The following is a 12,699-nucleotide window of genomic DNA, read 5'->3' as shown; positions in this document are numbered from 1 at the left end:
TATGGCAGACTTAACTATCTCCATTCCGGCACCATTACTTTCGGCAGGACAATACTTCAAAGAAAGGCACAGGATGTTACCTTCAGGAAGCTGGGGGACATATACCAGTCGCACCAATGCACCCTTTACTATTACAGGCTTAAGTGCCGGCGACTATGAATTTGAATTTGTGCTGGTGAATGCTGACGAGACAGTATGCCCGGCAGTGTACAGAACTTATACTGTTATCAGCGATTATGACTGTATTTCCTTCGCTTCTGAAATGAAGCAGGTGAACGGACTATATCATATTGAGATTACATACACCTTGCCCGGGGGCTATACAGACCCTCCCTGTGGTTGGGAGTTTGAATATACACCTTCAGCAGCTAGCCCGCTGAAATTCACTATGTCGGCATTGCCGGTAAGCGGTATCATTAAGATACCATGCCAGAATGTTTCAACCTCTTTGTACATAAGAGCCTTAATGTGTAATGGTCGTACAAAGAATTGTCATGCAAATGACGTAACAAACTTTCCCGATCCTCCATGTGTTCCATTTTCATCAGTAAGTATGAACATTATTGAACAACAGGGAGCTAACGGGAAATGTGAATATTACCTGGATGTCAGCTTTACTCAGTCCTCACCTGCTACCACTACTGTCAACCTGCAATATGTACAATGGACGAATGGTTTGCCTGCCGGTGATAATTTTAATGGCAGCGTAAGCATTTCTGCTACTGCCACGACATTCAGACGCAAGTTGAATCCACACTTTCTTGAAGGGCAGGAATGCTCAGGCTACTATGTCAACTTCATTGATGTGTGTGGTAATGGTCCCTCTACCTATGTGCCGTTTTGCAGAACTATGTGTTTTGATAAGACACCTTAGTATAAGAGTACACAAAAAATGATAGCAGCCCCCTGCTGTTATTGAAAATATTTTATTCGCCTCCCGCAGGGGAGGAGGCAACCTTAAACTTATTTACTATGGCATTTTGTCCGGCAGATTGCGCCAATATCACCATCACAACAAACCAGCCTGGAGGCTGCGACCTGAAAGTGCGCAAAAGAAGTATTGACCGTATCGGTTTTTTCCCTTGTAGTGTTGACCTTCCCATACCATTTACTTGTGCGGGCTTAGAAGGACTGGCAACAGCGAACACACTTACATTCAGCAGCCCGTTTGCTAACATTGAGGTTCAGGAACCGAATTTTGAAGAATTACAGATAGCAGATTGCCGTCCGGGAGAAAGGGTAGCAACCAGTCGTGTTATTACATTCCAGGACAGGATTGCAATTGAGACTCCTGAAATTGAAGATCCTGCTACACCTGCTAACCTGTTTTTCGATTATGATTTCTGGAAAGACAAGAAGACAAAGCGTGCTATGATGCGCTATATGTTCGTGTTTTGCGATGGTACGGTTGTAGTACCAAGGGATGAGAACGGCAGACCTATGGAAGCCAGCCTGGATGTATTCCTGTCATACGAGCGACAGGGTAGTGGTAGCAATTCTTACATACTGGAGATAAAGAAAGGGCAACTGGAGTTCAAAGGAGACCCGCTGGATTTCAATAAACCGGAATTGACAACCGGTAATGAAGTGTTTTACCTGTCCGATTGTGATGGTTTGATATAAGCCGTATATCAGCTGATAGTTGCAAAACCTTATACCGGGCACTGTGCATAGGCACGATAAAGAATATAGGCTTTCGTTATGACGTGTGTAGCTGTCAACTTTTACTTTATTGTCAAAGCGTTATTTCCTGTAATAGAAAAAATAAACCAAATAGAACCATGAACATAAAAGAAGTAATAGCAATACTGAACAAAGATGTAAAACTGCCTGCCGCCATGACAGAGCTCCTGCAACGTTGGCGAGATGTATATTATGCAATGAGCCTGCATACGACAGGAGCATGCCCCCGGTTCAGAGAGCCGGGTACAGGACGTATGATAAAACCTGCCGGCTACTATGGCGAGGAATATCAATACCTGTTTGATAATTTCCTGCTAAGCCGCCATCCACGAGAGGATGATGCTACACGCAACTGGCGCTACAGCCAGTACAGGCCACTTACCCAAGCCCCCTTCGGACAAATAACAGGTGTAGTGACCGGTGCTATATTCCAGGATTCTAACTATACACTGGAAATAAGCGATGAACAGGACAATGCATTTATTTGGGACAATCGCTTTAACGGTTATGATCTGAAGGGGTATTTTGCCAACATAGGGTTCCGTAATATGATAGAAGACCCGAACGGAGTTTTTCTGCGTATACCCGTAAGCCCGTTTTATGAGCAGGGAGATGATAAACTGGATGTGGACATTTGGTTTGTCAATACAAAAGATATGGTTTGGTTCAGCAAAAACGATCTTATATTCAAACGAGGTAATTATGCTTATTGGGTGAACAGGTACACTGTATGGAGGTTTACCTATAATGCTGAAGCGAGGAAATATTACCTGGCAAAAGCTGACGCACAGGGATATTATGCACATATGCTGGACAGGTTACCGGTAACGGTTGCCGGTGGCGAGTGGAATACGCAAGGTTATTATGATAGCTACTACAGCAAAGCAAGGGCGGCTGCGGATGATTTTATTAGTTCGTACAGTGCCGCACAACTGGTAGACAAAGAAGCGTCGCACCCATATATAGTAGAAGCCAGTACGGATTGTCCTGATTGCAGTGGCAGGGGACATATACAGCAGGATTGCGATAGCTGCCCTAATGGTGTGGAGTTGGCGCAATGTCCTTCATGCATGGGTAGCGGGCAGGTGAGCCGTAACCCTGGCCAACGAATGATCATACCACACGAAGAGATGAAGAACGGCACGCCGATACAGATAGTAAACCCGGATGTGAGTATAAATATTCACCATCGTGATGTATGCAAGCAGGTAATGGGCCTGGTAATTGAAGCTCTGCACCTGCAAAAGACAGATGAAGCGCAAAGCGGTGTAGCAAAAGCAATTGACCAGGAACGTTTGTATAAATTTATCAGCGCCATCAGCAACGATATGTTTGATAAGGTGATACATGATACCCTGCGAGATATTGCCGCCTATCGCAATGCTGACGGTGATAATGCACATGCTTTCCGCATTGTGAAACCAACACAGTTTCGAATAAAAACAGGTGCAGACCTGCTGGCCGAATATAGTGAAGGAACAAAGGCAGGTGTGCCAGTATTTATCCGCCGCCGCATGGCTATGGATTTTGTTGACAAACAATACAGTGGCGACGAAGTAATGAAAAAGAAAGCCCAACTGATAACTGAGCTGGACGAACTGAGTGTGTTAAGTACCACAGAAATTACGGACCTGCTTGCAGCAGGTGCCATTACCAACGAGGATATTATTTACAGCCGAAAACTGCCTATAACAATAGATGAGTTAGAACGCACTCGTGGAGAACACTGGCTGGTACAAGCAACGGTGCAACAGGTATATAAAGAATTGTTACAAAATAGAGAGTTTGGATAAAGGTGAATGTGTGTTTGGTTTTTATGACGGCAGGAGCGTTTTTACGCTCCTGTTTATTCTACCGTATTTTACTGCATTTATTTACCTGGTAGGTTTCAAAACCCATGGCGCTGGCGTCATACACCTGTTTCTTCATTGTGTTTATTTCCGATTGGGTCTTGTCGCATATCATGCTATCACGGTAAGATACCACATATCCATCACTGAATACCAATACACACCCCCAGCAATGTTTTTTCTCTTTGCCGCAGGCGGTCAGTACTAATATAGCTGTTATAAAGAGTACAGCTTTGCGCATAGCTTATTTTTTGGTGCAGTTGCTGTAGGTAGTGGTATAAATGACGTTGCCGTCCTTATCTTTTGTTTCTTGCGGGCTGGCCTGCAGTTCCTTTATCTCTTTTTTGCTCTTGTCGCACACCTCCTGCTGGAATGTATCGCCCCCGATATCTACTGTACACTCCCAGCACCTTTTTTTGTTACATGAGGCCAATAACAAACCTGAGCATATGATCAGTAATATTTTCTGCATCTATCGAATTTCAACTAAAGTTAATGATTTTCGGGTTTACTGCTGTTGGCAGTTGGTCAGTATCCAGGTATCGTAGCCCGCAGCCGTTGCGTCCAGCTTAATATTATCCCGTAGTTCAATGTCTGTTTTGGTCAGGTGACACAGCACTGTATCCCCTGTCCTGTCTGGCTTTTGGCCGCTGAAAGTGTATGTGCAACTCCAGCAGTGCTCTTCCTCCTTTTTGCAACTTATGGTTAATATGCCTACAGCCGAGGCTAATATCAATGCTTTTCTCATCAGGTGGTCAGCTATAGCTGTAAATATAGCAATTAAGTCAGTTTTATCGCTCAAGGGTCAGTTGCATGGCCTTGCCAGGTTTTGTGGGTGAGGGTGGGGAGATCATTAATTGTCCATTCAGGTATATATGAAAATTGCTCTCTGTATCTTTCAGTAGACGGAAGGTGTCTCGTATGTCCGCTTTTGCATGTTTCAGCTGTACTATATATTCTTCATCAAATCGCTCAGCTATCGCTATCGGTCCTGAGATGTTTGTGTTGTAGTTTTCTTTGGTTACTTCTGTAGTAACAGAATGGCCTAGTATGATCGTATAACTGTCATCGCGTTGTGAATCCGGCTCGCCGTACATGTTGTAATAAAATGTAGCGGCATAACCCGTGTCATTCTTCTTCCATATCTGTATATGGTAGGGGCTGAAGTACCTGTTTTCTCCTATCAGAGGTTCTTTGGTAGCGGGGTCTGTGTATTTCAGGTTGATACTCCAATTGGTTACTGTCCAGGTCGGGTCTCGGGGAGCACCATTGCCAAAGGGTAATTTGTCGCAGGATGCCATTGAGATAGTTAGTATGATAAACAGGAATATGCGGGCCGGTAGTTTCATATTTATACCTGTTACATCAATTATGCCAAAATGGAACCTCTTGTGTTACTTTTTTCTTTTGTTCTCCTTTATCCTCACAAAGAAGTTGCTGTCACCCTTCTCCGTTTTACGGTCCTGCACCTCAAACTCCTGCAAGCTGCGGAAGAATTGCAACAGTTTGCTATGACCATAGGTACGGGGATCGAAGTCCGGTTTCTTTTTCAGTATAGTATTGCCCACACTGGCCAGTGTCACCCAGCCGGTATCGTCATCTGCCAGGTCTTTGATACTGGTCTTTAGCAGGTTCATGGTTTTTCTGTCAACAGGGGGCTTTTTAGGCGCTGTCTTTTTCTCTTTGGCGGGAGTTGCCTCTTTGTCGTCCTCTGCCACCGGGGTGATGATATTCTCTATATGGATGAACTGGTTGCAGGCCGACTTAAATGGCGTAGGCGTTTTCTCTTCGCCAATGCCAATAATGATCTTTCCTCCCTCGCGCAGGCGCATAGCCAACGGAGTGAAATCGCTGTCGCTGCTCACCAGTATAAAGCCATTCAGCTCGGCAGTATGCAGCATGTCCATAGCGTCAATGGTCATAGCGGTATCTGTGGCGTTTTTGGCTGAGGTATAGCTGTATTGCTGTACGGCGTTCAGTGCATGGCTCAGCGATACTTCCTTCCAGCCGCGCAGGTGGGGCTTGGCCCAGTCGCCATATATACGGCGGTAGGTGCAGGTGCCGTATTTAGTGGTCTCTTCTATTATTGCGTCTATATATTTCGATGAGATATTGTCTGCGTCTATCAGCAGTGCAAACTTAGCGTCCTTAAAACTTTCCATTGACTTGTGTTTAAGATGTATGTAAGTTACGGTAAATAATGCCGGGGTGCTAAAAATTGGGATATAAACACAAAAGCCCGCCAGCCTGGTCGATACAGGCTGGCAGGCACTAACCCACCAAAAACCGGAAAATTATTTATATGCTATAGTACACAGCCGTGTACCTCACCTATTTTCTTCATCACCTGGTTGATATCCCTCCTTTCGCTGGCCAGCATGCTGCTGCCGTCCGAGAAAACGAACATCAGGCTGATACCGTCACCTGTTACTACAGGGCTCAGGTTCTTCTGATAACGTGCATAGTTTTTTTGAGGATCGTACTGTTCCTTGATCAGGATATTTACGTCATGTTCCCTGGCTCCGTTCAGAATGTCGGATGTGCGAACACCGGGAAACAGAATAGCGATTGCTGTATTCATTTTTTGTGTTTTTTATGTTTTTGTTTGTCTCAATACCACTGTAGTAGTATTGATTTTTTGTTTTGTGGCGATAAAAGGTGCTTTTTGTTTTGATGCCTTTCTTTCGTCAGGCTGTGTTTTTCTTCGTAACAGTACAAATATCGTTCGCGGGTACCCCCGATTGCAAAAAATGCCCTGTGATTAACACGGACTTTAAAAAGTAATAACTACCAATTAACAAACGACACCTTGGGGCTGTGTTATGAAAATACAACTGTAATGCCTGTGTATAAAGGAATACAGGCTATAATAAGATATGAAATATGGTACCCCTTAGCACACAGGCACCACTTCGCGAACTTCTAAGCTCAACAGCCAGTTATAAAAGTGGTCCTCATCATCAGGCACATGCTGCACTATTTTACCATTCTTAAGCGATATGACAAAGATGCCGCATGTTATCGCAAATGCTGATAATTCGGAAGCATTATATGGAAATCCCTTATAGATCATGATGTGGCAAGTCGTGTTTTTTTATTTAACGGGGTCACAATGATACATCACCTCTTTTAAAAATGCTAATCAATTGCAGGTTTTTTATCTATGAATTGTAGCGGTTTTGTCAATTCCCCTGATTAAGAGACACTTCTGATAATAATTAATGATTTGTTTACGATGACGTAACATGCATGGTCTATTTTTATAATCAGAGGAAAGGAATATTTTTTCCGGAGTTTCGTTGGTTTGCGGTTTCTTGCACCGTGCCGCATTCATTTTCATAAAGTAAGAACCGTCCCTGATCTACCAGGGACGGTCTCTTTTATATACCCATCTCAGGCACAGTTGCACCGCTGTGCCTTTGCCCCATTTGGGATGGCGGGGCTACCCTTAGAAAAATTACTGTTTCTATAAGGTAACATTACAAACCTTGTGCCAATTTCCCCATTTAGCTATTAATTAAGACGGATTTAATAAGACGTATACGGGGTACTGTTTGGATGAGCTACAAAGTAAGTAAAAGGTGATTTTATTTTTAATTGTTGTATTATTATTGTATATTTGCTATCTAAAGTTATTGTAAAACCTGTCATCTTAGTACTATTACCATGGATATACCTGATAGATTTCCCAAAGAACAGTTCAGCAAATTATTTGAAAAACTGGCCGATGCTGAAAGCCGTTTTATTATCAACTATGGCGGCACCGCAGCGGGCAAAAGTTTCAGTGCTGCCCAGAAAGAGGTTATTTGCGCTGCCTTAGCGCCCATCAAGACCCTCGTGATACGCAAAGTGGGCAATACCCTGCGAGATTCAGTCATTCCTTCCTTCTGGTCACGTATGGATGAATTGGGCTGTACAGATGAGTTCGTATTCAACAAGACAGACCGTACGCTGACCCACAAAGAGCATGGCTCGCAGATCATCTTCCGCGGGCTGGACGATCCCGATAAACTTAAATCCTTCGAAGGGCTTACCCGTATATTGGTAGAAGAAGCAGCGGAGTTGGAGTTTGAAGATTTTATGGAGCTGAACCGCCGTGCCCGTGGCAGGCAGAATATACAGATAACGCTCACTTTCAATCCTATAGATGAACAACATTGGTTGAAAAAGCATTTTTTCGACCGGGACGATCCTGATGCTACAATAATTCATAGCACATATAAGAATAATAACCACCTTACTGAAGAAGATCGCAAACAAATAGAACAGATAAGCCTGTATAATAATAATCAGTACCGCATATATGCCCTGGGCGAATGGGGTGTGCTGACCAATGACAGGCCATGGCTGTATACTTTTGAAAAAGAAAAACACGCGTCAGAAGAACTGACTTTACTCCGCGACCATGCGGTGTACCTCTCTTTTGATTTCAACAGAAATCCGCTTACCTGCCTGGCAGTACAGATGAGTGACACACGTGGAACGAAAAACAGCTTCATCCACTTTATTAATGAGTTCTCGGGTAGTTATACGCTTGAAGAGCTTTGCAGGCATATCAGCAGTACTTATAGCGGCGTACCGCTTTTTGTTACTGGCGACGCATCAGGCAGGCGTGGGGACATCAGTATGACCGACAAACATGGTACCTATTACAGCATGATACAAAGCTATCTGGACCTGAAACCCCGGCAGATGCATATCTTCAGTCATAACATAACTCATAACGACAGCATGCTGCTGGTCAACACGCTTTTTGCGGGTTATCCGCGCCTGCGCATCTGCAGCAACAATTGTCCCCTGCTTATAAATGACTGTATCACAGCCAGGATTGACGACAAAAGCGATACGCCCGGCTCGCTCAAAAAAGACCGTAAAGCCTATAAAATGGACCTGTTCGATGCAATGCGTTATTTCTTTCAACGCTACTTCAGTGATTTTTCGGGAAGTGTGGTGTTGGGGAAGAAGGCGGCATGATACGACATTGTAACATTTTCATGATATTGGCAAAGTAACTTGGCATAGTTACGGTACTCCTTTAACCATAAATGCATTTTTATACTTTCCCGCGTCCATGGGTTGCACATATACTTTTTACCGAAAGGGCAAAAAGCATATTTATTTCAGATGTTACCGCGCAGGTTCAAAATAACTCAGTCCAACATAATCCTGGTCTGAGGTTTTTAGCAGGGGCTCATGCCCGCCAAACAATGCGAATATCATTGCCTGCATACGGGATCGACCTTTGTATATCTTACCTGCCTGGAAGGTCATATTAAAATACAGCACAGTATCTGCGCTTCTAAAACCTATTTTCTGCGACCAGTGAGCGGGAAAGGGTAGAATGATCATTTCAGGCGGTGGTTGCAGGTAAGCTACTTCTTTATGCTTTTTCAGCCACGATACATCTTCGATGGTCTTATCAATATGGTCGGGCCGCTCAACCATCACCTGTAAGGTCTGGTCTATATCATGCCTCACCCTGTTCCACTTGCCTGCTTTTATATGGTTGCAAAACCGGCAATCTTTACCGCAATGTTCTGCAATGCCCGTTTTTAAATCCTCAGGGTTGCGTTTTATGATCTCAACTTCACAATAATTGCTTTGCGTTCCACGTACATAAAAGTTCAGCTTTGTAGCAGAGGCTTCGCTCTTCGGCCAGTACATATAATGATACAGATCAAATGGTGCAATGCCATAGGGTTGGTACCACACTAAAAATTTGTACACCCCTGCCATTAATGGTTGGCTGAACCAATGCCTGTCAGCAGAAGCCTGAAGGTAGTGAGGTTGACTGTGCAGCCTGAATGGTATATCTACATGCGTGCCGGGTTTTAGCTGTACTATACGTACATTACCCGTATTTCCGCCCGTTGGGCTCGGCGAGGTAACATCATTTGTTATTTCTGTAGTTACTTCTGTATAGTGGTTGTTCGTATCTACGGTGTACACAGACATATACAGCAGCTTCCGCCCGTCATTGGTAGGCCCGGGTATCATTACGGGCCAGGTGCTGTCCTTGTCTGTATTGGTAATGCGCAGGTTGAAAGAGATGGTTTCCCATTCATAGCAAACAGGTGTAGGGGTGGTCAGCTCAAACTTCAGGGGCATATAGACCATATCTGCCACACATGTATGGCAGGCTATTAACAAAAGTATGGAGAGCAGGTATCTCATTTCTTACAGGTAAGAGTGTTTTTTTAATTTATTCCATAAATACCACGGTGAGGACTACAGATCGTTTTTTTTTTCGCCATTTAGTACCATTATTTAATATATTATTGTATATTTGTTGTAGTATGTCCATTGTGGATTCACCATGAAGTTCTTAATTTATTGATCAATAACCTCTGTGAATGAATAATTGCGGCCTTTTTTTTAATAATAGTGGTCATTCCTATGTTTTTTGGTGCAGCCAATAGGAAATGGCAACCGAGCACGCCAACTTGTTAAGTCGAATAAATTCGCTACAATTTACTTAACAATACTTAACAAAAATGCCCCGTAACCGATACGGGGCATGCAAAAGTTTTGTTTATTGTTGTATTACCAACGTTTGTCAGCCGGGCGGGTTTTGCCGTTATTGCCTTTGCCATTGGGGCGTTTACGCCTTTGTGGCTTTCGGGGCTCAGGTTTGGGAGTGTTGATCCGTTCTGTTGTTGCCGGGTGTGGGTGATCTTCAACTACAGGTATTTTCAGGCCTATCAGTTTTTGTATGTCTTTCAGGTTATCCAGCTCTTCAACATCGCAGAAAGCCACGGCTATACCATCAGCACCTGCGCGGCCTGTACGGCCTATGCGGTGCACATAGGTTTCGGGTACATCAGGCAATTCGTAGTTCACTACGTGTGGCAACTCGTCAATGTCTATACCGCGTGCGGCAATGTCTGTGGCCACCAGTACCCTGATACGGTTATCTTTAAAATCATTAAGGGCACGCTGCCTGGCATTCTGCGATTTGTTGCCATGTATAGCGGCAGCACTGATACGGTTCTTCTGCAGGTCTTTTACCAGCTTATCTGCGCCATGTTTCGTACGGGTAAATACCAGAGAGCGGGTAATGGAGCTGTCCTTTAGAATGTGCATCAGCAGGTTTTTCTTTTCTTTCTTGTCCACATAATACAGCGACTGTTGTATGATCTCGACAGTAGAAGAAACAGGTGTCACTTTCACTTCGGCAGGATTCTTCAGTATAGTATTGGCCAGACCTTGTATCTCAGGCGGCATAGTGGCAGAGAAGAAAAGGGTTTGTCTTTTGGCGGGTACTTTGACCAGTACCTTCTTTACATCGTTGATGAAACCCATGTCCAGCATACGATCGGCTTCGTCCAGCACCAATATCTCCAGTTCAGACAGGCTGATGAATCGTTGCTGCATCAGGTCCAGCAGGCGGCCGGGAGTAGCTATCAGTATATCAACACCTGCACGAAGTGCCTGTACTTGCTTGCCTTGCGGCACACCACCGAATATGGTAGTGTGCGATAATTTCAGTTGTGCACCATAGGCACTGAAATTGTCGCCTATCTGTATGGCCAGTTCGCGGGTGGGTGTCAGTACCAGGCATTTGATGGCTTTGTGGCTGCGTTTGGGGCTCTGGCTCAGCAACTGCAGTATGGGTATAGCAAAAGCTGCTGTCTTTCCGGTACCTGTTTGTGCGCAACCCAGCAGGTCTTTGCCTTGCAATATATGAGGTATAGCCTGTTGCTGTATAGGGGTAGGGTGTGTATAGCCTTGGGTTTGCAGTGCTGCAAGTATGGGCTGTATGATGTTTAATTCTTTAAATGTTGTCAATGTATTTCAATTATTTATGCACGGGTATGCTATAAGTGCATACAGGTAGCAGTTATTATGTTGTTGTGTAAAAAACAAATGGAGGGTTAAACGAACGCAGAAGAAAGAATGAATACTTGCTTAAGGGAATGACTATCCATACTGTATTTGCGCAAAGGTATATGATATATGTGACCGAAGATGTTAATATTAAAGTAAACCCCATCTAACGACGGGGTTTAGTAATGCCTATGTTGAGTAATGTTTATTTTACTTTTTTCACCCTGACAGCAACCAGGCCTTTGGGGCCTTTCTCTACTTCAAAGGTTACTTTGTCCTGTTCGTTCACAGGTTCATCTAACTCATTGATGTGTACAAATATGCTGTCCTGGCTCTGCAGGTCGTTGATGAAACCAAAACCTTTATCGTGATTGAAAAATTTTACCACACCTTTCCTGATCAGGTCTGCCGGGTCGGTCGGAATAATGGGTGCTGCGCCCAGCTGGATGTCTTCAGCCTTCATTTCTTTCATCTTGCGAGGATCGGGTGGCGTATCAGATAAGTTGCCGTTTTCGTCTATATAGGCCATCATGGAGTCGAGGGACTTCCCTTTGTCGTTGTTCTCTTTGCGCTCTAAACGACGCTCTTCTTTCTGTTGTTTTTTTAATTTTTTCTTCTTTTCCCTGTCTTTTTTCCCCATTGTTTCTTGACCCATAAAACTATAAACTGCTTTTTAGTGAGATGCAAAGGTCGCATTTTATCAGGGATATATCTAATTAGTTGGCAAAAACAACTGGTAATAGAGTAATAGATAGATATTATTCTATTGTTATCTGGTACTTCTCCAACAGGCCTGCAATACCATGAATGGAGAATTTTGCCTTTTTAATACGGTTATGCTCCGGGTCTATCGAATAGTTAATAGCAGTATGCAGGTCGGCATGTTCTAATATGGTGTTATCAAATACAGCCATGCGCAGGTCGCAGTTGTTAAAAGTGGCATTGGTCAGGTCTGCCTGCGAGAAATCTGTTTCTTCGAGATTGCAATTGTTAAATGTTATGTCTTTTAGCTTCAACTGGTAAAATACAGAGTAGCTAAGCTGGCAGTCGCTGAAACTCATCGTGAGCAGGAATTTATTGCAGTCATTAAAATGCAGGCCCAACAACTTACAGTTGTTGAATTGTATATTATTAAGTGTAGTGCTTTTGAGAATGGCAGAACTGAGGTTACAATTGTTAAAGGTGCAATCTGTGAAACTCACCCCTGAAAGGTCGATAGCAAAGAGGTTGCAGTCGGAAAATGTGCAATGCTCATATTCAGCAGCATCAATGCCGGTTTCGGTAAAGTCTGTTCCCGTGATATTTTTATGTTCTATAAATCCTTGCATGTTGTCCTTAC

At 43.8% G+C, this 12,699-nt stretch carries 15 protein-coding genes; 4 read left to right on the top strand and 11 right to left on the bottom strand.

The annotated features are described in order from the left end of the window. The first annotated feature begins 1 nt into the window (after position 1). From H6550_13815 to H6550_13805, 3 genes are all read left to right on the top strand, one after another. The gene (locus tag H6550_13815; GenBank protein ID MCB9047205.1) at positions 2-874 is read left to right on the top strand and encodes a hypothetical protein; all 873 of its coding nucleotides are present in this window, start codon (positions 2-4) and stop codon (positions 872-874) included. A gap of 98 nt (positions 875-972) precedes the next feature. Continuing rightward, positions 973-1,623: a hypothetical protein gene (locus tag H6550_13810; GenBank protein MCB9047204.1), complete on the top strand. Its 651-nt coding sequence runs from the start codon at positions 973-975 to the stop codon at positions 1,621-1,623. 158 nt (positions 1,624-1,781) lie between these two features. Continuing rightward, the gene (locus tag H6550_13805; protein MCB9047203.1) at positions 1,782-3,476 is read left to right on the top strand and encodes a hypothetical protein; all 1,695 of its coding nucleotides are present in this window, start codon (positions 1,782-1,784) and stop codon (positions 3,474-3,476) included. A gap of 58 nt (positions 3,477-3,534) precedes the next feature. Here H6550_13805 and H6550_13800 read toward each other — a convergent pair whose 3' ends face one another. From H6550_13800 to H6550_13770, 7 genes are all read right to left on the bottom strand, one after another. After that, positions 3,535-3,774, bottom strand: a complete 240-nt coding sequence (locus H6550_13800) for a hypothetical protein (protein ID MCB9047202.1) — start codon at positions 3,772-3,774, stop codon at positions 3,535-3,537. A gap of 3 nt (positions 3,775-3,777) precedes the next feature. Then, on the bottom strand, positions 3,778-4,005 hold the full coding sequence (locus H6550_13795) for a hypothetical protein (protein MCB9047201.1): 228 nt from the start codon (positions 4,003-4,005) through the stop codon (positions 3,778-3,780). Positions 4,006-4,041: 36 nt separating this feature from the next. Further along, positions 4,042-4,335 carry a hypothetical protein gene (locus tag H6550_13790; GenBank protein ID MCB9047200.1) on the bottom strand — a complete coding sequence of 98 codons (294 nt, stop codon included), beginning with the start codon at positions 4,333-4,335 and terminating at the stop codon, positions 4,042-4,044. Then, on the bottom strand, positions 4,325-4,882 hold the full coding sequence (locus H6550_13785; protein MCB9047199.1) for a hypothetical protein: 558 nt from the start codon (positions 4,880-4,882) through the stop codon (positions 4,325-4,327). The genes H6550_13790 and H6550_13785 overlap by 11 nt, the downstream gene beginning before the upstream one ends. 45 nt (positions 4,883-4,927) lie before the next feature. Continuing rightward, the gene (locus H6550_13780) at positions 4,928-5,695 is read right to left on the bottom strand and encodes an NYN domain-containing protein (GenBank protein MCB9047198.1); all 768 of its coding nucleotides are present in this window, start codon (positions 5,693-5,695) and stop codon (positions 4,928-4,930) included. A gap of 143 nt (positions 5,696-5,838) precedes the next feature. After that, complete coding sequence (locus H6550_13775) at positions 5,839-6,114, bottom strand: hypothetical protein (protein ID MCB9047197.1); 276 nt, start codon at positions 6,112-6,114, stop codon at positions 5,839-5,841. A 312-nt stretch (positions 6,115-6,426) separates the two neighbouring features. Beyond that, positions 6,427-6,606: a hypothetical protein gene (locus tag H6550_13770; protein MCB9047196.1), complete on the bottom strand. Its 180-nt coding sequence runs from the start codon at positions 6,604-6,606 to the stop codon at positions 6,427-6,429. Between the two features lie 593 nt (positions 6,607-7,199). Between H6550_13770 and H6550_13765 the strand changes: the two genes are divergently transcribed. Next, positions 7,200-8,507 carry a PBSX family phage terminase large subunit gene (locus H6550_13765; protein MCB9047195.1) on the top strand — a complete coding sequence of 436 codons (1,308 nt, stop codon included), beginning with the start codon at positions 7,200-7,202 and terminating at the stop codon, positions 8,505-8,507. Between the two features lie 153 nt (positions 8,508-8,660). On the opposite strand, the gene H6550_13760 is transcribed toward H6550_13765, so the two are convergent. The 4 genes from H6550_13760 to H6550_13745 form a co-directional block, all read right to left on the bottom strand. Then, a complete protein-coding gene (locus H6550_13760; protein MCB9047194.1) occupies positions 8,661-9,707 on the bottom strand; it encodes a hypothetical protein in 1,047 nt (348 codons plus the stop codon). Positions 9,708-10,076: 369 nt separating this feature from the next. Beyond that, entirely contained in the window at positions 10,077-11,321 is a 1,245-nt protein-coding gene (locus H6550_13755) for a DEAD/DEAH box helicase (protein MCB9047193.1), read from the bottom strand. Between the two features lie 244 nt (positions 11,322-11,565). Further along, complete coding sequence (locus H6550_13750) at positions 11,566-12,015, bottom strand: cold shock domain-containing protein (protein MCB9047192.1); 450 nt, start codon at positions 12,013-12,015, stop codon at positions 11,566-11,568. 103 nt (positions 12,016-12,118) lie between these two features. Next, positions 12,119-12,688 carry a pentapeptide repeat-containing protein gene (locus H6550_13745; GenBank protein ID MCB9047191.1) on the bottom strand — a complete coding sequence of 190 codons (570 nt, stop codon included), beginning with the start codon at positions 12,686-12,688 and terminating at the stop codon, positions 12,119-12,121. Positions 12,689-12,699: the final 11 nt, after the last annotated feature.

Source organism: Chitinophagales bacterium, from assembly GCA_020636495.1.
Taxonomy (GTDB): Bacteria; Bacteroidota; Bacteroidia; order Chitinophagales; family Chitinophagaceae; genus UBA5543.
This window is presented reverse-complemented; position numbering and strand designations above follow the sequence as displayed.